22 protein-coding genes are annotated in these 23599 nt (G+C 71.0%); 1 reads left to right on the forward strand and 21 read right to left on the reverse strand.

The window, feature by feature from the left end:
• The 16 genes from M4D53_RS13375 to efp all read right to left on the reverse strand — a co-directional run.
• Positions 1–364: methionyl-tRNA formyltransferase (locus tag M4D53_RS13375; protein WP_259954488.1), on the reverse strand; the 364-nt coding region annotated here is incomplete at its 3' end.
• Between the two features lie 18 nt (positions 365–382).
• The gene (locus M4D53_RS13380; protein WP_259954531.1) at positions 383–2341 is read right to left on the reverse strand and encodes a primosomal protein N' family DNA-binding protein; all 1959 of its coding nucleotides are present in this window, start codon (positions 2339–2341) and stop codon (positions 383–385) included.
• A 16-nt stretch (positions 2342–2357) separates the two neighbouring features.
• Entirely contained in the window at positions 2358–3551 is a 1194-nt protein-coding gene (gene metK / locus M4D53_RS13385; protein WP_071328627.1) for a methionine adenosyltransferase, read from the reverse strand.
• A gap of 88 nt (positions 3552–3639) precedes the next feature.
• The gene (gene rpoZ / locus M4D53_RS13390; RefSeq protein ID WP_025103490.1) at positions 3640–3894 is read right to left on the reverse strand and encodes a DNA-directed RNA polymerase subunit omega; all 255 of its coding nucleotides are present in this window, start codon (positions 3892–3894) and stop codon (positions 3640–3642) included.
• Between the two features lie 109 nt (positions 3895–4003).
• The gene (gene gmk / locus M4D53_RS13395; RefSeq protein ID WP_259954489.1) at positions 4004–4915 is read right to left on the reverse strand and encodes a guanylate kinase; all 912 of its coding nucleotides are present in this window, start codon (positions 4913–4915) and stop codon (positions 4004–4006) included.
• Positions 4908–5753, reverse strand: coding sequence for an orotidine-5'-phosphate decarboxylase (pyrF, locus tag M4D53_RS13400; RefSeq protein ID WP_259954490.1), 846 nt, complete (start codon positions 5751–5753; stop codon positions 4908–4910). Before pyrF ends, gmk begins: the two co-directional genes overlap by 8 nt.
• A complete protein-coding gene (gene carB / locus M4D53_RS13405; RefSeq protein ID WP_259954491.1) occupies positions 5750–9037 on the reverse strand; it encodes a carbamoyl-phosphate synthase large subunit in 3288 nt (1095 codons plus the stop codon). The genes pyrF and carB overlap by 4 nt, the downstream gene beginning before the upstream one ends.
• Positions 9037–10239 carry a glutamine-hydrolyzing carbamoyl-phosphate synthase small subunit gene (carA, locus tag M4D53_RS13410; RefSeq protein WP_187661501.1) on the reverse strand — a complete coding sequence of 401 codons (1203 nt, stop codon included), beginning with the start codon at positions 10237–10239 and terminating at the stop codon, positions 9037–9039. The genes carB and carA overlap by 1 nt, the downstream gene beginning before the upstream one ends.
• Positions 10236–10748, reverse strand: coding sequence for a PH-like domain-containing protein (locus M4D53_RS13415; protein ID WP_187661502.1), 513 nt, complete (start codon positions 10746–10748; stop codon positions 10236–10238). The genes carA and M4D53_RS13415 overlap by 4 nt, the downstream gene beginning before the upstream one ends.
• Positions 10745–12049 (reverse strand): dihydroorotase, encoded by a 1305-nt coding sequence (locus M4D53_RS13420; RefSeq protein ID WP_259954494.1) that lies wholly within the window; start codon positions 12047–12049, stop codon positions 10745–10747. Before M4D53_RS13420 ends, M4D53_RS13415 begins: the two co-directional genes overlap by 4 nt.
• The gene (locus tag M4D53_RS13425) at positions 12046–13011 is read right to left on the reverse strand and encodes an aspartate carbamoyltransferase catalytic subunit (RefSeq protein ID WP_062634500.1); all 966 of its coding nucleotides are present in this window, start codon (positions 13009–13011) and stop codon (positions 12046–12048) included. Before M4D53_RS13425 ends, M4D53_RS13420 begins: the two co-directional genes overlap by 4 nt.
• Positions 13008–13538 carry a bifunctional pyr operon transcriptional regulator/uracil phosphoribosyltransferase PyrR gene (gene pyrR, locus M4D53_RS13430; RefSeq protein WP_259954496.1) on the reverse strand — a complete coding sequence of 177 codons (531 nt, stop codon included), beginning with the start codon at positions 13536–13538 and terminating at the stop codon, positions 13008–13010. The genes M4D53_RS13425 and pyrR overlap by 4 nt, the downstream gene beginning before the upstream one ends.
• An 84-nt stretch (positions 13539–13622) precedes the next feature.
• Positions 13623–15200, reverse strand: a complete 1578-nt coding sequence (locus tag M4D53_RS13435; RefSeq protein ID WP_259954498.1) for a Rieske 2Fe-2S domain-containing protein — start codon at positions 15198–15200, stop codon at positions 13623–13625.
• Between the two features lie 80 nt (positions 15201–15280).
• The gene (locus M4D53_RS13440; protein ID WP_259954500.1) at positions 15281–18241 is read right to left on the reverse strand and encodes a DEAD/DEAH box helicase; all 2961 of its coding nucleotides are present in this window, start codon (positions 18239–18241) and stop codon (positions 15281–15283) included.
• Positions 18242–18284: 43 nt separating this feature from the next.
• Positions 18285–18695: a transcription antitermination factor NusB gene (gene nusB, locus M4D53_RS13445; protein WP_101845674.1), complete on the reverse strand. Its 411-nt coding sequence runs from the start codon at positions 18693–18695 to the stop codon at positions 18285–18287.
• Between the two features lie 3 nt (positions 18696–18698).
• Entirely contained in the window at positions 18699–19259 is a 561-nt protein-coding gene (gene efp, locus M4D53_RS13450) for an elongation factor P (protein WP_025103502.1), read from the reverse strand.
• A 177-nt stretch (positions 19260–19436) separates the two neighbouring features.
• Here efp and M4D53_RS13455 point away from each other — a divergent pair, with 177 nt between their 5' ends.
• Positions 19437–19775 (forward strand): hypothetical protein, encoded by a 339-nt coding sequence (locus M4D53_RS13455; RefSeq protein WP_187661505.1) that lies wholly within the window; start codon positions 19437–19439, stop codon positions 19773–19775.
• A gap of 10 nt (positions 19776–19785) precedes the next feature.
• On the opposite strand, the gene aroQ is transcribed toward M4D53_RS13455, so the two are convergent.
• From aroQ to aroC, 5 genes are read right to left on the reverse strand one after another with little or no spacing between them, the layout of a single operon-like run.
• Complete coding sequence (gene aroQ / locus M4D53_RS13460; protein ID WP_259954502.1) at positions 19786–20226, reverse strand: type II 3-dehydroquinate dehydratase; 441 nt, start codon at positions 20224–20226, stop codon at positions 19786–19788.
• Entirely contained in the window at positions 20223–20747 is a 525-nt protein-coding gene (locus tag M4D53_RS13465; RefSeq protein WP_187661507.1) for a GNAT family N-acetyltransferase, read from the reverse strand. The genes aroQ and M4D53_RS13465 overlap by 4 nt, the downstream gene beginning before the upstream one ends.
• Positions 20744–21832 (reverse strand): 3-dehydroquinate synthase, encoded by a 1089-nt coding sequence (gene aroB, locus M4D53_RS13470; protein ID WP_101845666.1) that lies wholly within the window; start codon positions 21830–21832, stop codon positions 20744–20746. The genes M4D53_RS13465 and aroB overlap by 4 nt, the downstream gene beginning before the upstream one ends.
• Positions 21829–22347: a shikimate kinase gene (locus tag M4D53_RS13475; protein WP_259954503.1), complete on the reverse strand. Its 519-nt coding sequence runs from the start codon at positions 22345–22347 to the stop codon at positions 21829–21831. The genes aroB and M4D53_RS13475 overlap by 4 nt, the downstream gene beginning before the upstream one ends.
• Complete coding sequence (gene aroC / locus M4D53_RS13480) at positions 22331–23560, reverse strand: chorismate synthase (protein ID WP_259954504.1); 1230 nt, start codon at positions 23558–23560, stop codon at positions 22331–22333. Before aroC ends, M4D53_RS13475 begins: the two co-directional genes overlap by 17 nt.
• Positions 23561–23599 lie beyond the last annotated feature (39 nt).

Raw genomic sequence — 23599 nt, forward strand, 5'->3', positions numbered from 1 at the left:
GGCCGGGCGCCCCGGGGGCGGGGCCCCGCCAGGCCGGCAGGAGCGAGAAGTGCAGGTTGATCCACCCGGCCTCCGGCGTGGACAGCAGAGGCTCGCGGACGAGCCCGCCGTACGCGACGATCACGCCGAGCTCGGGGCGCAGGGCAGCGATCTCCTCCGTCACCGCCTCGTCGAGGCGCGCGGCGTGGATGACGGGCAGGCCGAGTTCGGCCGCGGCCTGGGCGACGGGCGAGGGAGTGAGCACACGCTTGCGCCCGAGGGGAGCGTCGGGGCGCGTCACGACGGCGGCGATGTCGTGCTCGGCGGCGAGGCGACGCAGAGTGGGGACCGCGGCGGCGGGAGTGCCGGCGAAGACGAGGCGCATGAAGGTTCTCCGGAAGGGTCAGAGTTCTGGATCGAGGATATCGAGGCGGACCGAGAGCGTGCTGCGGGCGGCCTTGGTCCGACCGCGGCGACCGCTCACCGCCTCGGCCACGACGGCCGCACGGAGGGTGGTCGCGACGCGGCTTCCCGCGCCGTAGTCGAAGCGTACGAGAGCCCGGACCCGCGGGGGGACGTCGTCCGATTCGACGGGGACGGGACCGAGGACCGCGTCCCCGGGCAGCGAGAGCTCGGAGAGCGCCTCCAGAGCACGGGCGACCGCGGCGGCGGATCCCTCCACGAGCGCGACGCGGGCGGTCGGCGGCATGTGCAGCGGCGCTCGCTGCTCCAGCTCGGTGCGCGCGTAGGCAGCGTGGTTCCAGGTCGCCAGGGCCTTGGCGACGGCGCCGTCCACACCGACGAGGTGGACGGGAGCGCCGGGAGCGGCCAGAGCGGCCGCGTTCGACCACCACCGCAGGCAGGCTTCGCCGATGCGCAGATCCGGCGCCTGCAGCATGCGCGGCCCGTCGAGCAGGACGACGGCACGGTAGCCGCCCTCCGCGAGCGGCTCGGCGCCGCGGGTGGCCACCACCAGCGCCGGACGCGCGTCGACGCGCTCGACGGGGTGGCTGCCGTCCGCGACGATGACGCGGACGCCGGGGAACGCGCGGCCCAGCTCATCGGCGGTCCGTTCGCTTCCCGACGAGGCGAGCCGGAGACGGGTCGAGGAACACGCCGGGCACGTCCATGCCCTGGCACCGCGCCCGCACCACCCGCATACCGGGACCGCGCCGCGATGGCGGGCGCCGAGGGGGCCGCCGCAGTGCGGGCATCGGGCGGGGGCTCGGCAGTCGGCGCAGACGAGGGACGGCGCGAAGCCGGGCCGCGAGACCTGGATGAGCACGGGTCCCTCCGCGGCCGCGTTCCGGGCGGCGAGGAAGGCCGACGACGGCATGCGCTGCGGCGTCGGCTGCTCCATCTCCTGGGGCGTGCTGAGCACCACACGCGGCAGCACGCGCCGGGCCGCGCGGATGTCCTGCAGCCAGCCGCGCGCCACGAGCCGCTCCACCTCGGTCGTCCGCGTATGACCGGCGAAGAGCAGTGCCGATCCCTCCGCCTCCTGCCGCAGCAGCGCCGCATCCCGGGCGTGGACGTAGGGAGCGAGCGGCTCGCCCAGCAGGCTGTCGCCGTCGTCCCACACCGCCACGAGACCGGCGACGACGGGGGCGTACACCGCGGACCTGTTCCCGACGACGATGCAGGGCGCGTCCTCGAGCGTGCGGAGGAAGGAGCGGTAGCGGTCCGGGTTGGTCTGTCGGGAGTCGTGCCGCGCGATCGCCTCCGGGGGGACGAACCCGTCGAGGGCCGCCAGGAGCCGATCGAGGTCGCGGTGGTCCGGGACGACGAGGATGCTCGACTTCCCGGCCGCGAGCGTCGTCGCAGCGGCGGCGGCGAGCATCCGTGCCCAGCCCGGTGCGTCATCGGTGAGCTGCGGGATGGCCTCGACCGCCGCACGACCGCTCTCGTCGAGCACCGCCTGCACTCCGTCGTACAGTCCGACCACGGACGCGGCCGCGTCGCGCGCCTCGGGTCCGAGGAGCGGCGTCGGAGAATCGGCGGTCCAGGCCTTCTCGACGCGCACCTGCCGCTTCGGGATGACCAGCCGCAGCACGTCGGACGCCGACCCCGCCGCGCGATCGGCGACCCGCCGAGCCAGTCGGTACAGACGATCCGGCAGCACGGGGACGCTCGACACGATGCTCTCGACCTCGGAGAGCGGCCGATCGGCGTCGCCCTCCACGTCCAGTTCCACCACGAACCCGTCGACCACGCGGCCGGCGGTCCGCAGGGGGACACGCACCCGGACCCCGGGCTCGACGTCACCGAGCTCGGGAGGAAGGGCGTAGTCGAACAGGCGGTCGAGCTGCGGCAGCGGGGATTCCAGGAGCACCCGGGCGATGCGCCGGCTCTCCGGAGAGATCAGCACCGCGGCCTCGTCAGAGCCCGGCAGCGCGCCGCAGCTCCTCGGCCCGGTCCGTCCGCTCCCAGGTGAAGTCCGGCAGCTCCCGACCGAAGTGCCCGTAGGCCGCCGTCTGGGCGTAGATCGGCCGCAGCAGGTCGAGCTGCTCGATGATGGCCTGCGGCCGCAGATCGAACACCTCGTCGATGGCCCGCGTGATGACCTCGTCGGACACGCGCCCCGTGCCGAAGGTCTCCACGTACAGACCGACGGGGCGCGCGACACCGATCGCGTAGGCGACCTGCACCTCGAGGCGGTCGGCCAGACCAGCGGCGACCGCGTTCTTGGCGACCCAGCGGGTCGCGTACGCGCCCGACCGGTCGACCTTCGACGGGTCCTTGCCGCTGAAGGCGCCGCCGCCGTGCCGTGCGGCTCCCCCGTAGGTGTCGATGATGATCTTGCGTCCGGTGAGCCCGGCATCCCCCTTCGGGCCGCCCGTGACGAAGGGCCCCGCGGGGTTGATGTAGTAGGTGACGTCGTCGAGGTCGAGGCCGGTCGTGGCGAGGACCGGATCGATGACGTGCTCGCGGATCTGCGCCTTCAGGTCGTCCTGGGCGATGTCCGGGTTGTGCTGCGTGGACAGCACGACGGCGTCGACGGTCTTCGGGGTGAAGCCGTCATAGCCGAGGGTGACCTGCGTCTTGCCGTCGGGGCGCAGGAAGGGCAGCAGCCCGCTGCGGCGCACCTCCGTCAGCCGTTCGGCGATGCGGTGCGCGGTCCATGCGGCCATCGGCATGAGCTGCGGGGTCTCGTTGGTGGCGAACCCGAACATGATGCCCTGGTCGCCAGCGCCGAGACCGTCGAGCGGATCCACGGACGAGCCGTCGCGGTGCTCCTGGGCGTTGTCGACACCGTGGGCGATGTCGGTGGACTGCTCCCCCACCGAGACGCTGACGCCGCACGAGTCACCGTCGAAGCCGGTGTCGGAGGACGTGTAGCCGATGCCGTTTACGACCTGGCGGACGATCGTCGGGATGTCGACGTAGGCGTCCGTGCGGATCTCCCCCGCCACGTGGACGAGGCCGGTCGTGACGAGCGTCTCGACCGCGACCCGGGAGCCCGGGTCCTTCGCGAGCAGTCCATCGAGGATGCTGTCCGAGATCTGGTCGCAGATCTTGTCCGGATGCCCTTCGGTGACGGACTCGGACGTGAACAGACGCAGCGCGCTCATCGATGCTCCAGAACGGGGACGGACGGTGGGAGGGTGTGGCACCCATTCTGGACCGCGCCACCGACGTCGCGGCGGCGCGGTCGTCGAGTCACTCCGCGTGACGCAGGCGGAGCTTGTCCTCGTTGATCTCGTGCAGGGCGATGGTGAGCGGCTTGTCCTCGACCGAGGAGTCGACGAGCGGGCCCACGTTGTCGAAGAGGTTGCCCTCGTGCAGGTCGGAGTAGTAGTCGTTGATCTGACGGGCGCGCTTGGCGGCGTAGATGACGAGCTCGTACTTGGAGTCGACGCGCTCCAGCAGGTTGTCGATGGGGGGATCGATGATGCCGTTGTTGCGTCCGGCCATGGGTGGACCTCCTGATCAGGCGACGGGATTCGCCGCGAAGACGATGCTGCGGGCGCGCGACCCTTCGACGAGCTCAGGGACCGGCGTGGTGCTCGACCCTGGAATCAGGTCAGCGCGCAGAGCTTGTAGACAAGTCTACGACCTCGCGGGCGGCGGTGGCGACGTCCTCGTTCACGATGAGGTGGTCGAACTCGTTCTGCGCCGCCAACTCGACCTTCGCGGTGCGCAGCCGCCGGGCGCGTTCCTCGGCGTCCTCGGTGCCGCGGCCGACCAGCCTGTGGACCAGCTCGTCCCAGCTCGGCGGCAGGAGGAAGATCAGCGTCGCGGACGGCTCCGCATCGCGCACCTGGCGCGCGCCCTGCAGGTCGATCTCCAGCAGGACGGTCTTCCCCTCCGCCAGTGCGGCGTCGATCGGGGCGCGCGGGGTGCCGTAGCGCGAGCGGTTGTGGACCACCGCATACTCCAGCAGCTCGCCGTCGGCGACCAGGCGGTCGAACTCGGCGTCGTCCACGAAGTAGTAGTGCACACCGTCGATCTCGCCCGGGCGCGGCGGCCGGGTGGTGGCCGAGACGGACAGGTGGATCTCCGGGTTGTTCTCGCGGATGTGCGCGGCGACGGTCCCCTTACCCACCGCCGTCGGGCCGGCGAGGACGAGGAGCCGGCTGCGCGCCCCACGGGGGGTCGGAACGGGGAAGCGCTCGTCGAGCCACTCCTCCAGCACTCGGCGTTGACGCGCGCCGAGTCCGCCGAGGCGCTTGACCGGCGAGATGTGGAGCTGCTCCAGCACCCGGTCGCGCTTGCCCGCACCGATCGCGGGGAGGGCCAGGAGGAAGTCGGTGATGCGCATGGACCCCTCGACCGAGTCGGGGTCCTCCGTCGCGCGATGCAGCACGGCCTGCGGGGTGACGACGCGCATGGTGAGGTCGCGCTTGAGCGAGGCCCTGGCGCGTCGCCGCTCGACCGCTCGACGTGCGGCGGCGGCCCTGTCGACCTCGGGGACGGTCCGGCGTTCCTCAGCCACGGCTGACCTCTCGATACTGGGCGGCACGGTCGGCGATCGTCTCGGCGAGGGCCGCCGGGCCCGCGGAGAGGAGGCTGCGGCTCTCGCTCGCGATCACCGAGGCGGCCTGGGGGCCGAAGCGGCGGACGAGATCCGCGGGAGTGGCGCCCTGTGCGCCGAAGCCGGGGGCGAGGATCGGGGCGACGGGCGCGAACGGAGTCAGCCCCGCTTCCACCGCGTCCACTGTGGCACCGATGACGAAGCCGAAGCTCCCCCACTCCCCCTCGGGCGTCCCGGTGGCGTTCCGGCGCGATACCTCGGCGATCACGGCCGCGGACACGGTCTCGCCGTCCGCGGTCGTCGCGCGCTGCAGCACGGTCGCCTCGGGGTTGCTGGTCGCGGCGAGGACGAAGAGCCCCTTGCCGTGCTCCTCCGCGAGGGCGAACGCACCCTCCAGCGCACCGACGCCGAGGTACGGGTTCACCGTCAGGGCATCCGCCTCCAGCGGCGCGCCCGCGGGGAGCCAGGCCTGAGCGTAATCCGCCATCGTCGACCCGATGTCGCCGCGCTTGGCGTCGGCGATCACCAGCAGTCCGGCCGCGCGCGCGGCCGCCAGCACCTCCTCGAGGGCGGCGAACCCGGCCGCGCCGTACCGCTCGAAGAACGACACCTGCGGCTTCACGAGACCGGCGCGACCGGCGGCCGCCTCGACGGTACGGAGCCCGAACTCCCGGACTCCGGCAGCATCGGCGGTCAGCCCCCACGCCGCCAGCAGAGCGGCGTGGGGGTCGATGCCGACACAGAGCGGACCGTGCGCCTCCAGGGCGGCGCGGGCCCGCTCGCCGAAGCGTTCCGTCATACCGCGGCCATCCGGTCCTGCGCGTACTCCTGCAGGCTCTTGACCTGGAAGCCCTCGTGCGCCGCGTCCATCCCGCTCACCGCCGCACCGAGCACGGCGATGGTCGTGAAGAGCGCCTTGTCCGCAGCCACCGCGGCGGCGCGGATCTCGTAGCCGTCCGCGCGAGCGGCACCACCCGACGGGGTGTTCACGACGATGTCGATCTCCCCGTCGTTGATGAGGTCGACGATGTTCCGGGCTCCGGACTCCTGCGTCTCGCTGTACTTCTCGACCACCGTGACGGCGATGCCGTTGCGCGACAGGATCTCCGCCGTGCCCTCGGTCGCCACGATCGTGAAGCCGAGCTGCTGGAGGCGGTGCGCCGGGAGGATCACCGCACGCTTGTCGGAGTCGGCGACCGAGATGAACACGGTTCCCGACGTCGGCATGCCGCCGTAGGCCGCGGCCTGGGACTTCGCGAACGCGGTCGGGAAGTCCCGGTCGATGCCCATGACCTCGCCGGTCGAGCGCATCTCCGGGCCGAGGACCGAGTCGACGGTCTTGCCGTCGGCGGTGCGGAACCGCTTGAAGGGCAGCACGGCCTCCTTGACCGAGACCGGGGCGTCCAGCGGGACGCGCGAGCCGTCCTGCTCGGGCAGCATCCCCTCGGCGCGGAGCTCGGCGATCGTCGAGCCGGCCATGATGCGGCTCGCGGCCTTCGCCATCGGGATGCCCAGCGCCTTGGAGACGAACGGCACCGTGCGGCTGGCGCGGGGGTTGGCCTCGATGACGTAGAGCACGCCGGCGCTGATCGCGAACTGCACGTTCAGCAGGCCGCGCACGCCGACGCCCTGCGCGATGGCGAGGGTGGCCTCGCGGACGCGGTCCACGTCGCTGCGACCGAGCGAGACCGGCGGCAGCGTGCAGCTCGAGTCGCCGGAGTGGATGCCGGCTTCCTCCAGGTGTTCCATGACGCCGCCGATGAAGAGGTCGGTGCCGTCGTACAGGGCGTCCACATCGAGCTCGATCGCGTCGTCGAGGAACCGGTCGACCAGGAGCGGCTTGCCCTCCTCGATCACGACCTCGCCGGCCGTCCGCACGAAGTAGTCGCGCAGCGCATCGGTGCCGTAGACGATCTCCATGCCGCGACCGCCGAGCACGAAGCTCGGGCGCACGAGCACGGGGTAGCCGATCTCCTCGGCGATGCGCACCGCGCCCTCCACGTCGATCGCCGTGCCGTTGCGCGGCGCCAGCAGCCCGGCCTCGTCGAGCAGTCGCGAGAACAGCTCGCGCTCCTCGGCCAGGTCGATGGCCTCCGGGCTCGTCCCCAGGACCGTGTAGCCGGCCGCCTCGATGCCCTTCGCGAGCCCGAGCGGGGTCTGGCCGCCGAGCTGGCAGACGACGCCGAGGATGGTGCCGCTCGCCGCCTCCGCGTCCAGGACCTCCAGGACGTCTTCGAGCGTCAGCGGCTCGAAGTACAGCCGGTCGGACGTGTCGTAGTCGGTCGACACGGTCTCCGGGTTGCAGTTGATCATCACGGTCTCGAAGCCCGCGTCCGACAGCGCGAACGAGGCGTGCACGCAGGAGTAGTCGAACTCGACGCCCTGACCGATGCGGTTCGGGCCGGAGCCGATGATGACGACCTTGGTGCGCTCGGACGGCGCGACCTCGGTCTCGGCGTCGTAGCTCGAGTAGTGGTACGGCGTCAGCGCGGGGAACTCCCCCGCGCAGGTGTCGACCGTCTTGTAGACGGGGCGGATTCCCAGGCCGTGGCGCACGCCGCGGATCTCGGCCTCGCTCTCGCCGCGGAGCTGGGCGATCTGCGCGTCGGAGAAGCCGTGCTCCTTGGCGTAGCGCAGCGTCGCGTCGTCCAGCTCGCCGGCGGTGCGCACGACCTCGGCGACCTCGTTGATGAGGACGATCTGGTCGAGGAACCAGGGGTCGATGGCCGTGGCCTCGAACGCCTGCTCGATGGTCGCGCCCTTGCGCAGCGCCTGCTGCAGGGTGACGATCCGGCCGTCGGTCGGCGTCTTCGCGATCTCGAGCAGTTCCTCGACGCTGCGCGACTCCTCGCCCCAGTGGAAGCTGGAGCCCCGCTTCTCGAGCGACCGCAGCGCCTTCTGGAGTGCGGTGGCGTAGTTGCGGCCGATCGCCATCGCCTCGCCGACCGACTTCATGGTCGTGGTGAGCGTGGCGTCGGCGGCCGGGAACTTCTCGAACGCGAACCGCGGGACCTTGACGACGACGTAGTCGAGCGTCGGCTCGAAGCTCGCCGGGGTCACGCCGGTGATGTCGTTCGGGATCTCGTCGAGGCGGTACCCGAGGGCGAGCTTGGCCGCGAGCTTGGCGATCGGGAAGCCGGTGGCCTTCGACGCCAGGGCGCTCGACCGGGACACGCGCGGGTTCATCTCGATGACGATGATGCGCCCGTTCTCCGGGTTGACCGCGAACTGGATGTTGCAGCCACCCGTGTCCACGCCCACCGCACGGATGATGTCGATGCCGATGTCGCGGAGCTTCTGGTACTCGCGGTCGGTGAGGGTCAGCGCCGGGGCCACGGTGATCGAGTCGCCCGTGTGCACGCCGACCGGGTCGACGTTCTCGATGGAGCAGACGACGACCGTGTTGTCGGCGGTGTCGCGCATGAGCTCGAGCTCGTACTCCTTCCAGCCGAGGATCGACTCCTCCAGGAGCACCTCGGTCGTCGGCGAGTCGCGCAGGCCGGCACCGCCGATACGGCGCAGGTCCTCCTCGTCGTAGGCGAAGCCGGAGCCCAGCCCGCCCATCGTGAAGGAGGGGCGCACCACGAGCGGGTAGCCGAGCTGCTCGGCACCGGCGAGGAGGTCGTCCATGGTGTGCGCGATGACGCTCTTGGCGACGTCCGCGCCCGCTTCGAGGACGAGCTCCTTGAAGACCTGACGGTCCTCGCCCTTCTTGATGGCGTCCACCTTCGCGCCGATGAGCTCGACGTCGTACTTCTCGAGGATGCCCTGCTCGTGCAGCGCCATCGCGGCGTTCAGCGCCGTCTGACCGCCGAGCGTCGGCAGGATCGCGTCGGGCTTCTCCTTCGCGATGATCGTCTCGATCACCGCGGGGGTGATCGGCTCGATGTACGTCGCGTCGGCGAAGTCGGGGTCGGTCATGATCGTCGCCGGGTTCGAGTTGACGAGGATGACCCGGACGCCCTCCTCGCGGAGGACGCGGCACGCCTGGGTGCCGGAGTAGTCGAACTCGCAGGCCTGGCCGATGACGATCGGGCCGGAGCCGATGACGAGGACGGAGTGGATGTCGTCGCGCTTGGGCATTACTTTGCATCTCCCTGGGTGGGTCCCTGAGCGGGTCGAAGGGTCGCGATGACCATGTCGCGGAAGCGGTCGAAGAGGTAGTTGGCGTCGTGCGGTCCCGCCGCGGCCTCGGGGTGGTACTGCACCGAGAAGGCGGGGATGTCGAGGGCGCGCAGGCCCTCCACGACGTTGTCGTTGAGGCCGACGTGGCTGACCTCGACCTTGCCGTAGCCGTGCGGGCTGTCGAACGAGCCCTCCAGGGGCGCCTCGACGGCGAAGCCGTGGTTGTGCGCGGTGATCTCCACCTTGCCCGTCTGCTTGTCCAGCACCGGCTGGTTGATGCCGCGGTGGCCGAACGGCAGCTTGTACGTGCCGAGACCCAGGGCGCGGCCGAGGAGCTGGTTGCCGAAGCAGATACCGAAGAAGGGCAGCCCGTCGTCGAGGACCGCGCGCAGCAGTTCGACGTGGTCGCCCGACGCCGCGGGGTCCCCGGGGCCGTTCGAGTAGAAGACGGCGACAGGCTCGATCGCCCGGATCTCGTCGATGCTCACGTCCTGCGGGAGGACGTGCACGTCGAAGCCGCGGGCGGCGAGGTTGTCGATCGTGGCCTGCTTCACACCCAGGTCGAGCACGGCGAGGTTGCCGATGCGCTCCCCCACCGCCGGGGTCACGGTCGCGTTCTCGACGGACACCTGGGCAGAGAGGTTGAGGCCGGTCATCTCCGGAGCCTCGCGGACGATGCGCAGCTGCTCCTCCGGGTCGAGCTCCGCGTCCGCACCCGAGAAGATGCCGCCGCGCATGGAGCCGGCGGAGCGGATGTGACGGGTGACCGCACGCGTGTCGATGCCACTGATGCCGACGATGCCGTCCTCGACGAGGACCTCGTCGAGGGACGCGGTCGCACGCCAGTTCGAGACGACGCGCGAGGGGTCGCGCACGATGTAGCCGGCGACCCAGATGCGGCGGGATTCGGTGTCCTCGTCGTTCATGCCGGTGTTGCCGATGTGCGGGGCCGTCTGCAGGACGATCTGTCCGGCGTAGGACGGGTCGGTGATGGTCTCCTGGTATCCCGACATGCCGGTGGCGAACACGACCTCGCCGAGGGTGCGTCCGCGCGCGCCGTAGGCGCGTCCGCGGTGTCGGGTGCCGTCCTCGAGCACGAGGACGGCGGGATCGGGGAGGCGGGCCGCGGAGGCCTGCGGGGAGGAAGTCGAGAGGGTCATGACGTGGCTCCTGTGTCAGGGGCGGCGGGGATGAGCCGCTGCAGGTCGGAGATGAGGGTCGGGAGGTCGCCGCCGGTGAGGCGCACATAGCTGTCGACGACGGTCGCGTCGTCGACGTGCCACGCGATGCGCACGAGCCCGCCGGGCTCCACGACGCGATCGATGGTGACGGTCGCGCGGTCGACGGAGACCAGGCGGTCGGCGGCGAGGAAGACGGTGGGGGCACCGTCCAGGGCCAGCGCGATGCCGCGGTCGGTCACGGCCAGCTCGCCGCGTGCACGGAACGCCAGCGGGGTGATCGCGAGCCGTTCGAGGGGCTGCTCGTGCCGAGTGGTGGACACGTAGAGCACCTCGTCGCGGCGCGTCACCTCCGCGTGCTCCGGCACCCCGAGCGGGGCCGTGTACGCGGCATCGCGCCGCACTCGTCGTCGCCAGGCGAACAGCATCGACAGCAGGATGAGCAGCGCGACGGCGATGATGATCGCGACCGCGAGGTCCCGTGCGCTCATGCGCCGAGCTCCTCGACGACGGTGCCGCCGTCGACCGTGAGGACGCCGCCGTGCACCGTGTACTCCACGCGCCCGGGCAGTGCGCGGCCCAGGTAGGGCGAGTTCACGCTGCGCCCGTGCAGGTCCGCGGCGGTGAACACACCGTCGACCGCGGGGTCGTACAGCGTGATGTGCGCGGGCTGCCCGGCTGCGAGCGGCGTGCCGTGGCCGGAGAGCCGGCCGATGCGGGCGGGCGTCGAGCTCATGACGCGGGCGACGTCGGCCCAGCCGAGCAGACCGGTCTGCACCATCGACTGGTGCACGACGCGCAGGGCGCTCTCCAGACCGACCATGCCGTTCGCGGCGGCCTGCCACTCGCACGCCTTGTGCTCGCTGGGGTGCGGTGCGTGGTCGGTCGCGACGATGTCGATCGTGCCGTCGGCGAGACCCTCCCGGACCGCGAGGACGTCCTCCTCGCGGCGCAGCGGCGGGTTGACCTTGAACCGCGCGTCGTAGCCGCGGACGAGTTCGTCGGTGAGCAGCAGGTGGTGCGGCGTGACCTCCGCCGTGACGTCGACGCCTCGCTTCTTGGCCCAGCGGATGATGTCGACCGAGCCGGCCGTCGAGAGATGACACACGTGCAGCCGCGAGCCGACGTGCTCGGCGAGGAGCACGTCACGGGCGATGATCGATTCCTCGGCGACCGCCGGCCACCCGGCCAGCCCGAGCTCGGCCGAGACGGTGCCCTCGTTCATCTGGGCGCCCTCGGTGAGCCGCGGGTCCTGCGCATGCTGGGCGATGACGCCGTCGAAGGACTTCACGTACTCCAGAGCCCGGCGCATGATCAGCGGGTCCCAGACGCAGAAGCCGTCGTCGCTGAAGACCCGCACCTGGGCACGCGAGGTGGCCATGGCGCCGAGTTCCGCGAGGCGCTCGCCCTTCTGGCCCACGGTGACGGCGCCGATCGGCTGCACGGTCGCGTAACCGGCCGCCTCGCCGAGGGCGAGCTCCTGCTCGACCACGCCCGCCGTGTCGGCGACCGGGGAGGTGTTCGGCATCGCGAACACGGCGGTGAACCCGCCGGCGGCGGCCGCTCTGGTGCCGGTGAGGATCGTCTCGGAGGCTTCGAACCCGGGTTCGCGCAGATGGGTGTGCAGATCGACGAGACCCGGCAGCGCGACCAGGCCCGCGGCGTCGATCACGCGCGCGCCGGTGCGGGTGAGCCCCGTCCCGACCTCGGCGATCACGCCGTCCTCGATGATGATGTCGGCGCTCGTCGCGCCGAGCAGCTGTGCACCGGTGATGACGAGGGTCTCGCTCACAGGTCTCCCCCTCGTTCGTCGTCTCGTTCCCCTGCCAGCAGCAGGTACAGCACCGCCATGCGCACGGAGACCCCGTTCGACACCTGTTCCAGCACCGTCGAACGGGGGGAATCGGCAGCTTCGGAGGAGATCTCCAGTCCCCGGTTCATGGGTCCGGGGTGCAGGACAATGCTACCGCCCGGCAGAGCCGCCACGCGCCGTGCGTCCAGGCCCCACCGGCGCGAATACTCCCGCTCAGTCGGGAAATACGCCGCGTTCATCCGCTCGAGCTGGATGCGCAGCATCATCACGGCGTCGGGCCCCTCCGCGAGGGCTTCGTCCAGGTCGTAGACCACGCGGACCGGCCACAAGGACACGTTCTGCGGAACCAGGGTCGGCGGCGAGACGAGCGTGACCTCGGCGCCGAGCGTCGTGAGCAGCCAGACGTTGGAGCGCGCCACCCGCGAGTGCAGCACGTCGCCGACGATCGTCACTCGGAGACCGGACAGATCGCGTCCGCGGCTGTCCGCTCCGAACCGGCGCTTGCGGATGGTGAAGGCGTCGAGGAGTGCCTGGGTGGGATGCTCGTGCGTACCGTCGCCGGCGTTCACGACCCCGGCGGAGATCCAGCCGCTCGTGGCCAGGGTCTGCGGGGCGCCGGAGCCGGGGTGCCGCACGACGACCGCGTCGGCGCCGATGGCCTCGAGCGTCTGCGCGGTGTCCTTCAGGCTCTCGCCCTTGGAGACGCTGGAGCCCTTCGCGGCGAAGTTGATGACGTCGGCGGACAGGCGCTTCGCCGCGGCCTCGAAGGAGATGCGGGTGCGCGTGGAGTCCTCGAAGAAGAGGTTCACGACCGTCTTGCCACGGAGCGTGGGGAGCTTCTTAACTTCGCGGGACTGCGTGTCAGCCATGTCCTCGGCGACGTCGAGGATGCGCAGGGCGGTGGCTCTGTCGAGCGTGCGGGTGTCGAGGAGGTGCCTCATTCGCCGATCGTCACCTCCTCGGCGCCGTCGTTCTCGAACAGGCGCACGTTGACGCGCTCGGTGCGCGCGGAGGGGATGTTCTTGCCCACGAAGTCCGGGCGGATGGGAAGCTCCCGGTGTCCGCGGTCGATGAGGATCGCGAGCCGCACGACGGCGGGACGGCCGATCGACTGCAGGGCGTCGAGCGCGGCGCGGATGCTCCGGCCGGAGAACAGGACGTCGTCGACGAGGACGACCGTCTTCCCGTCGATGCCGCCCGGGGGGATCTCCGTCGGCTGCGGCGACCGCGTCGGGTGCTTGGCGAGGTCGTCGCGGAAGAGCGTCACGTCGAGGGAGCCGACCGGGACGGAGACCTGGGCGATCTCGCTGATCAGGGCGGCGAGCCGGTGACCCAGCGTGACACCGCGGGTCGGGATGCCCAGCAGGACGAGGCCGTCGGCCCCGCGATTGGACTCGAGGATCTCGTGCGCGATCCGGGTCAGCGCTCGTGAGATGTCGGCTTGGTGCAGCACAGTGCGCACACTCATCAGCCGCTCCCTTCTCCGCCTCACAGGACGGTGTTAAAGGTTGCTAGTGCCCCCAGTCTATCGGACCCGCGATGGTCCCCCCGGTCAGCTCGCCTCGCGGAGCACGGGATCCGTCACGTCGTCGATTTTCGAGGAACGGATCGGGTGGCCGCTCGTGGAGAGGCAGCGCCCGGTCTTCAGGTCCCACTTCCAGTCGTGCATGCTGCACGTCAGGATGCCGTCCTCGTCGACCTTCCCCGTCTTGGTGAGGTCGGCACGAAGGTGCGGGCAGCGGCGCTGGACGACCCAGTCGCCGATCTCCGCATCCTCGGTCTGGTCGGTCTGCTCCTGGTACCAGTTCTCGACGTACTCGATCCGGTCGACCGAGAGGCACTTGAGGAAGGTGGTGAGGAACTCGTTGAACTTGCCGCTGCGCCCGACCGAGAACTGCATCGACAGGAAGATCGAGTTCGACCAGTCGATCTCGTGGTCGCGGATGTTCGTCGACACGAGGTCGGCCGGGATCGTGTACCAGTACACGCACTCCTCGCCCGCGTACTCGCGGACCTTGGCGCGCGGGAAGTCGACCACCATGTCCAGCTCCCCGATCCGGAAGCGGACGTGCCCGCCGACACCGAGGCGGATGGTGCGCGACTTCTTCAGCAGCGGCTCCCACCACTCCTTGATCGCCGCCAACATCTCGTCGGGCGGGATGGTCTCGGCGCGAGACGCCTCCTCGTCGCGGATCTCCTGCTGGCGGGTCGCGCGCTGCTCCTCCAGGTACTCCCACTTCTCGTCGAAGATGTGGGCGAGCTCGGCCTCGGTGTAGAGCGTCTGCTCGGTGGTCACCGCACCGCCGTCGATCGTGACGAGCGTGCCGGGGACGAAGAGCTGCCCGTCGTACTTCGGCGCCAGCTCCTTCATGTGCGCGATGAACTGCTTCTGGTCCGTGAAGATGGACTCGCCGTTGCGGCCCATCCCGTTGAAGTCGAAGAGGTCGTCGCGGAGGAACATGGGCGGCCCTGCCATCGGGAAGACGTGCGGCGCGTCGACCTTCTCGATGTAGTACATCGCCCGCTTGTTCTGCGCCTCGCGCTTGAGACGGGCGAAGTTCTGCTTGGCGTCCAGAGGCAGGTCGTAGACCATGGGCCACCAGATCGCTCCGGAGACCTGGGTGAAGTAGGCGTCGGGCTTCCCGAAGTGCAGCAGCTTGTCGAGATCGAGCGGGTGCGAGTCGTTCTGGTTCAGCATCGACCCCGTGCCGTCGTCCACGCTGAGCGACGAATCGCCGATCGGGCCGTCGCTCGGAGCGCGCAGCGGGGTGATCATCATCTTGAGCGCCCCGCGCTCGATGATCTCGCCGGCGGGCGCGTAGGTGATGTTCGTGTAGCCGAGCGCCCGGATGTCCTGCTCCAGGTCGTCGATCGGGTACTCCGGGAGGAGCACCTCGATGTCCTTGCGGATGTACCGCTCCAGCAGCGCCGGGTCGAAGTGGTCGCGGTGCCGGTGCGAGATGTAGAGGAAGTCGGCTTCCCGTCCGTACCGCTCCCAGTCGAGCGCGCGGTTGTCCGGGAACGGGAACCAGGACCCGAAGAAGGACGGGCCGAGCACCGGGTCGCAGATGATGTTGCCGCCCACCGTCTCGATGAACATGCCGGCGTGGCCGAGTCCCGTGATCCGCATTGCATTCCTCTCGAAGATGAACCGTTCGATTGTACCGACGGCTCCCTGAGCAGCCGGCGGGACGGGCCGGGGAAAACGGTCTAGTCGTCGAAGAGACCGCGGATGTCGTCGGCGGTGAGCGCCTGGGCGAAGAGCGCGTCGTCGTCGAGCACGGCCGTGAACAGCCGCGCCTTGCGGCGTTGCAGCGCGAGGACCTTCTCCTCGATCGTGCCGGTCGCGATCATGCGGTACACGAACACCTGGCTGCGCTGGCCGATGCGGTGCGTGCGGTCGACGGCCTGCGCCTCGGCGGCGGGGTTCCACCACGGGTCGAGGAGGAAGACGTAGTCGGCCTCGGTCAGGGTGAGTCCGAATCCGCCGGCCTTCAGGCTGATGAGGAAGACGGGCTGCTCCCCCTCCGCGAAGTCCGTGACCACCCGCTCGCGATGCCGCGTCGAGCCGTCGAGGTGCGCGTACGGGATGCCGGCGGCGTCCAGACGCGCGGCCGCCATGTCGAGGAAGGACGTGAACTGGCTGAACACGAGCGCGCGGTGCCCCTCCGCCTGCAGCTCGACGATCCGTTCCAGGAGCTCGTCGAGCTTGCGGGAGCCGAGGCGCGCATCGGCCGGGTCGATCAGCGCCGGAGCGAGGCTCAGCATGCGCAGCAGAGTCAGCGACCGGAACACGATGAAGCGGTTCCGATCGAGATCCTCCAGCAGGCCGAGCACCTTCTGCCGCTCGCGTTGCAGCACCGTCTCGTAGAGCTCGCGATGCCCCGCGCTCAGCTCGACCTCCAGCACCTGCTCCTGCTTCGGCGGAAGATCGGGGGCGACGAGCTCCTTGGTGCGGCGGAGCACGAGGGGACGGATGCGCCGTCGAAGCTGCGCGAGGCGGCGCTGCCGGTAGGGTCCGCCCTCCGCGTTCTCCGGGACCTTCCCCTGCTCGATCGGCTGGATGTAGTGCTCGCGGAACTTCCGCGCCGAGGCGAACAGGCCGGGCGCCGTGAGCTTCAGCAGCGCCCAGAGCTCCTCCAGGCTGTTCTCCAGCGGCGTGCCCGTGACCGCGATGGTGACGTCGGCTGGGAAGCGGGCGACGGCACGGTGCAGCTTCGTCGCCGGATTCTTCACGAACTGGGCCTCGTCGAGGAACAATCCGGCCCAGGTGACGCCTGCGAACCCCTCTTCATCGAGCCGGGCGACGGCGTAGGTCGTCAGCACGACGTCGGCCTCGCGAGCCGCGACACTCGCCGACGGTCCGGCCGTGGAGTCCCGGGTGACCACGCGGAGGCCGGGAGCGAATCGCGCGGCTTCGGTGCGCCACGTGGCCAGCACGGACGTCGGGACCACGACGAGGAAGGGGCGCTCCTCCCCCGCCGCCCTGGCATGCAGGATGAGCGCGAGCAACTGGACGGTCTTCCCGAGCCCCATGTCATCGGCGAGGATGCCGCCGAGGCGGTGCGTCCAGAGGAACGCGAGCCAGTCGAGGCCCTCCTTCTGGTACGGCCGAAGGTGTGCGGTGAGCCCCGGCGGGATCGGCACCGACGGCACCGCAGTGGCGCTGCGCAGTCCCTCGGCCGTGGCGCGCCAGCTCACCGCGGGAAGGGCTTCGTCCGCCAGATCCTCGAACTCCTCCCACAGATCCGTCTGATGACGACTGATCCGTGGGCCCGTCTCCCACTCGTCGAGGTCTCCGGCCTCGTCGAGCAGGTCACGCAGACGGTCGAGCGCCGGGTGGTTCAGGGAGAAGTAGCTGCCGTCGACGAGCAGGAGCTTCCGTCTCCCCGCGCTCAGGGCGGTGAAGAGCGGCTCGAACGGGATGTTCCGACCGTCGATGCGGACGATGACGCCGAGGTCGAACCAGTCCGGGTCGGTGCTCTCCACGGTCGAGACCGTGATCTCCGGCTCCCCGGCGAGCTCGCGATACGTCTTGCGGCGGCCCGACACCTCCACCTCGACGCCCTCCGCCTCCACGGCGGGGACGACGCGGGTCATGAACTCCGCGGCTTCCACGTCGTGGAACGCGCCCGCGGGGGCGAACGCGACACCGTGCTCCTGCCAGACGTTCCGGATCCGCTCCGTCACCCCGGCCTCGGCCTCCGGATCGCGCACGGCCTCCGGACCCGGCGTGAACGGCACCCGCCCGAAGCCGCGATAGTCCCACTCGACGGCGTACTCCACGGTGTCGCCGCGACGGAACGCCACCCGCAGCACGGCACGGGGCGGCGGGAGGTCCGGCAGCGAGACGCGGCCGACCGCGCGGACGGAGAGGCGACGCGCGAGGAGCGGATAGGCGTCCTGGAGGAAGGCCGCCTCCTCCGCTGCGGGGACGACGAGCATCCCGGCCCGGAGCAGCGACGGCGCGGGCCCCGCGAGCGGAAGCTCCGCGAGCGTCACCTGCAGGCGCGACCCGCTCTGCGCGACCTCGTACACGCCGGAGCGCCCGAGGGCGCGGATGCTGCCCGGCAGCGTCTCGCGCCCGTCCAGGGTCACGACCGGACGGACGACGAGGCCGCCGTCGTCGTCACGGGACACGGTCGCCGCCAGTTCTGCGCTGTCAGCGAGGACGAGCGTCGTCGACCGCTGGGCCGCCACGAGCGGGATGCCAAGGTCGGTCGCCGACCGCAGATGCCCCCAGAGGAGCCGCGACTCGATCAGGTCGGCGACGAGCCAGTCCCCCGCCGTGCCGGAGAGCAGCGCGTCGCGCGCGATGCTCAGCAGATCGGCGAACCACCGCGACTGCTCCCGACCGTACTGGTCCGGCGCGCGGCGGACCGCGTCCCAGGTGGCGGAGCCGAGCACCCAGGACCCCGTCGCCGCGCTCCGCTCCAGCGGACGGATGCCGAGGAGGATCTCTCCGGTCGCCTTCGCGACATCACGCGGAGTCGCGGTGCGCTGCGGCCGGGACGCCCACGGATTCGCTCCTCGGGCGTCGCGGACGCGCAGCTCGAACCCGAGGGCCAGCGGGGTCGTCGCCGCCGGAGCGGCGCCGCCCTCGAACAGCGCGCGCCAGTCCCGCGCCCCGTCTCCCGGGGCACCCGAGGCGGAGACGGGCGGGCGGATCATGGGATGATCCTGCCCGCCATCGCCGACACCGCCGCTGCGGCGCTCAGGCCGAGCGGGCGACGCGGGCGAGCACGCCGTGCACGAACGCGCCCGACTCATCGGTGGAGAACTCCTTCGCGAGCTCCACCGCCTCGTCGATCGCGACCGCGGTCGGCACCTCGTCGTTGTAGAGGATCTCCCACGCGCCGATGCGCAGCAGGGCGCGGTCGACGGCGGGCATCCGCTCGAGCTTCCAGTCACGGCTGTGCGTCGTGATCTGCTCATCGATCTCATCGCGCTGGTCGATGATGCCGTCGACGATCTCGCGGGCGTACAGCCACGACGCCTCGCGCGCGGGCTCGTTCGCGGCACGCTTCGCCTCGGCGGCGAGGGCCACCGCGACGTCGTCGCCGCGGACGTCGGCGGAGAACAGGATGTCGAGCGCGCGCTTGCGCGCCTTCGTGCGGGCGCTCACGCCTTACTTCTCGCGGCCGAGGTACTCGCCCGTGCGGGTGTCGACCTTGACCTTGGTGCCGGTCTCCAGGAACAGCGGGACCTGGATCTCGTAGCCGGTCTCGAGCGTCGCGGGCTTGGTGCCGGCGGACGAGCGGTCGCCCTGCAGGCCGGGCTCGGTGTAGGTCACCTCGAGGATGACCGACGCCGGGAGGTCGATGTAGAGGGGGTTGCCGTTGTTGAGGGCGATGGTGACCTGCTGGTTCTCGAGCAGGAAGTTCTTCGCGTCGCCGACCGTGGCGGCCGGCAGCGTGATCTGGTCGAAGTCGGTCTGGTCCATGAACACGAACCCGTCACCGTCGGTGTAGAGGTAGGTGTAGTCGCGACGGTCGACGTTCTCGATGTCGATCTTCGCACCGGCGTTGTACGTGCGGTCCACGGTCTTGCCCGAGACGACGTTCTTCAGCTTCGTGCGGACGAACGCGCCGCCCTTGCCGGGCTTGACGTGCTGGAACTCGATGACGCTCCAGAGCTGCCCGTCGATGCTGAGGACGACGCCGTTCTTGATGTCTGCGGTGGATGCCATGTGCGAGGAGTTCCGTTCCTGAGTCCGTGGGGGCCGGGGTCGGCCGACAGTCGATTCTACGGGATGCCCGGCGCCAGCCGCCGCGTGGGCACGATAGACGCTCCTGGGTGCGAGGGGAAGCCCCGTGACGACGATGACCGCCCCCGGGCAGCCTGGAGCGGGACAGGAGGAATCGACATGAGTGAGAACGACCGCGACCGCGACCCGACCAGGATGGCGAATCAGCCGGCACTGCGGACGTCGTCCGGGGCGGTGTGGCTCATCGTCGCCGCGATCTTCACCGCGGTCAGCCTCGTGCCCCTGATCGGGATCGTCCGCAGCGGCGGGGCGGCGGGAACGGTTGGCCTCATCACGGCGATCGTCCTGGTGCTGGGCCTGGTGGCGATGGTGGTCATCCGCCTCACCGTGGCGCCTGTGCGTCCTCGGCTCCGTGCGCTCGCCGGCTGCTTCCTCGCCATGGCTCTGCTGACGCTCGTGGGCATCACCGTCTGCGTCCTGCTCGTCGGCCTGCCCTGATCCCGCCTGGTCAGAGGTGCGCGACGAGCTCCCGCACGGCCTCCGGGTAGCCGTCGACGCCGTGTCCGACGACACGGACCGCGGCGACGTCGTGCAGGTACGAGTGGTGACGGAACTCCTCGCGGGCGTACACGTCGGAGATGTGCACCTCGGCGAAGGGCAACGCGACGCCGGTGAGCGCGTCGCGCAGGGCCACCGACGTATGGGTGAGGCCGCCCGGATTGATGACGATGCCCGCGCAGTCCGACCGCGCGTCGTGGATCGCGTCGATGAGCACGCCCTCGTGGTTGCTCTGCAGCGCCCGTACCTCGAACCCGAACGCCGCGGCGGCCTGGGCGGTGATCCGCTCGACGTCGGCGAGGGTCGCCGTGCCGTACACCTCGGGTTCGCGGGTGCCGAGGAGGTTCAGGTTGGGGCCGTTGACGAGCAGCAGCCGACGCGGAGCGGTCATGCGGGCACGCTCCCCGTGTCGGCCAGTTCGCGGCGCATGACCCACTCCCGACCGAAACCCGAGGTCTCGATCTCGCCGGTAGGGACGAAGCCGGCTCGACGGTAGACGGCCTGCGCCCGGGAGTTGTCCACGTGCACCTCGAGCACGAGCGCACGCAGCCCACGATCACGTGCCCAGGCGGCCGCGGCGTCGAGGAGCGCATCGATGACGCCCGCACCGCGGTGCGCATCCGCCACGTAGACCCCCACGACCAGGCCGGCGTCATGCTGCTCGCGATGCGGGAGCAGCGTGATCGTCCCGGTCCAGGTGCCGTCGTCGGCGATCGCGACGAACTGCGCCGCGGCCGCGTCACCCGAGGCGTTCGCCGCGCGCTCCTGCCAGAAGCGGTCGGGCTGTGCGGCGGCGTGCTCGACGGTGTCGAGGAAGGCCATCGGCGCGGCGGGGTCGGCGAGGGCCTGCAGCCGCAGCGCCTTCACCTCCCGCCAGTCCTCCGGCGTGATGCGCCGGACGGCGATGCTCATGCGCCGATCTCCTGATACGCGGCGAAGAGCAGCGACTCGTCCGGCGCCTGGAGCACGGTGGGCTTGGCGATGTCGTCCAGCAGGATGAAGCGGAGCATGCCGCCGCGGCTCTTCTTGTCGCGCTGCATCGTGGCGAGCAGCTGCGGCCAGGCTCCGGCACGGTACGAGGTGGGCAGGCCCAGCGACTCGAGGATCGTGCGGTGGCGCTCCGCCGCGGCGTCCGAGAGGCGCCCCGCCAGCCGGGACAGCTCCGCGGCATACAGCATGCCGATCGAGATGGCCGCCCCGTGCCGCCAGCGATACCGCTCGGCATGCTCGATCGCGTGGCCGAGGGTGTGGCCGTAGTTCAGGATCTCGCGCTGTCCGGCCTCGCGGAAGTCGTCCGAGACGACCTGCGCCTTCATGTCGATCGCGAGTTCGACGGACCGCCGGAACTCCTCCGTCGTGGTGTCGACCGCGCGCGCGGGATCGGCCTCGATGATGTCGAGGATCTCCGGTGCCCAGATGAAGCCGGCCTTGACGACCTCCGCGAACCCCGCAGTGGCCTCGTTGGGGCTCAGGCTGCCCAGCTCGTCGAGGTCGCCGATCACCGCGCGCGGTGCCCAGAAGGCGCCGACGAGGTTCTTGCCCTCCGCGGTGTTGACCCCGGTCTTTCCGCCCACGGCGGCGTCCACGAGGCCGAGCACGGTGGTGGGCACCTGAACGATCTGGATGCCGCGCAGCCAGGTCGCCGCGACGAAGCCGGCGAGGTCGGTCACCGCTCCCCCGCCGTAGCCGACGACGGCGTCCGTGCGCGTGAAGTCCGCCTGACCCATGACCTGCCAGCAGAACGCGGCCACCTCGATGCGCTTGCCCTGCTCGGCATCCGGGATCTCGGCGAGCAGCACCTCCCGCGGGCCATCGGCGGTGTCGGCGAGGAGTCGGTCGCGGAGTTCGGCGGCGCGGGCCGCGAGGGTCGGCGGGTGCACGACGAGGATCTTGCGGACGCCCGGCGCGAGAGCCGCGGACACCTGGTCGAGGATCCCCCGTCCGATCGTGATGTCGTAGGCGTCGTTCCCGGTGACGCTGATGGTCGTCGTGCTCATCGCTGTTCTCTCCTCCATGCCACGATCTCGTCCGCGATGCGCTGCATCGGACGCCGTGAGGTGTCGAACGTGGTCGACGCCACCTCGTCATACCATCCTCGCCGTTCCGCGAAGATGCGCTTCCACTTCTCGACCGGGTCCTCGCCCGCCAGCAGCGGGCGCGTCCCGCCGCGCAGTCGGTCGGCCACCGCTGCCTCGCTCACGGAGAGGAAGACCACGGGGTGCGCACGCAGCAGCGCGCGCGTCTCCGGGTCCGTGACCGCGCCGCCGCCGAGGGAGATCACGCCGCCCTCGGCGATAGCCTCACGGACCGCCGCGCGCTCGAGCTCCCGGAAGTGCGCCTCGCCGTGCGTGGCGAAGATCTCCGGGATCGGGCCGTGCGCGGCGACGATGCGCTTGTCGGTGTCGATGAAGGCGACCCCCAGACGCCGCGCGACCCGTCGCCCGACACTGGTCTTGCCTGCCGCCATCGGTCCAACGAGGACCAGCGTCAGCGGCTCAGCCTCGTTCGTCATGCGCGATGAGCGCCGCCTCGGACGCGGGGGCCGTGCGCAGCTCCGCGGGGATGCCGTCGAGGTATCCCTCCAGGTTGCGGCGCGTCTCACGGATGCTGTCGCCGCCGAACTTCTCCAACACGGCGCGGGCCAGCTCGATGGCGACCATGGCCTCCGCAACGACGCCCGCCGCGGGCACGGCGCAGACGTCGGAACGCTGGTGGTGCGCGGTCGCCTGGTCGCCGGTCGCGATGTCGATCGTGCGCAGCGCGTGCGGCACGGTCGCGATCGGCTTCATGCCCGCCCGCACGCGCAGGACGGTCCCCGTGGACATGCCACCCTCGGTGCCGCCGGCGCGGTCCGTGCCGCGGGCGATGCCGTCGGCGGTGACGAAGAGCTCGTCATGGGCGGCCGAACCCCGGCGACGTGTGGTCTCGAAGCCGTCGCCGACCTCCACGCCCTTGATCGCCTGGATGCTCATGAGTGCCTGGGCCAGTCGGGCGTCCAGGCGACGGTCCCAGTGCACGTGGGAGCCGAGGCCCGGCGGCAGGCCGTAGGCGAGGACCTCGACGATGCCGCCGAGCGTGTCGCCGTCCTTCTTGGCGTCGTCCACCTCCGCGACCATCAGTGCGGAGGTCGCGGGGTCGAAGCACCGCAGCGGGTCGGCGTCCAGGGCGTCCACGTCGTCCGGGGTCGGCAGCGCCGCGCCATCCGGCACACGCACCGGCCCGATGGAGAGCGTGTGGCTGACGAGTCGGATGCCGAGCTCGCCGAGGAAGGAGCGGGCGACGGCACCGAGCGCCACGCGGGCGGCGGTCTCCCGGGCGCTCGCACGCTCGAGGATCGGACGGGCCTCGTCGAAGTCGTACTTCTGCATGCCCACGAGGTCGGCGTGGCCCGGACGCGGCCGGGTCAGCGGGGCGCCACGACCGCGCGAGCGATCGGTGAGCTCCACCGGCTCCGGGTTCATGACCTCGATCCACTTCGGCCACTCGGTGTTGCCGATGCGCAGGGCGATGGGGCTGCCCAGCGTCTTCCCGTGCCGGACACCGCCGGAGATGGTGAGCTCGTCCTGTTCGAACTTCATCCGGGAGCCGCGTCCATAGCCGAGCTTGCGGCGGGCGAGGTCGGCCTGGATGGCCTCGGACGACACCGGGACGCCGGAGGGCAGACCCTCCATGACGGCGATGAGTTCTGGGCCGTGCGATTCGCCGGCCGTGAGCACGCGGAGCATGTGCTCTAGTCTCCCATGCGTTTCCCCCCGCGCCGTGCC

This window comes from Microbacterium meiriae (assembly GCF_025143875.1).
Taxonomy (GTDB): domain Bacteria; phylum Actinomycetota; class Actinomycetes; order Actinomycetales; family Microbacteriaceae; genus Microbacterium; species Microbacterium meiriae.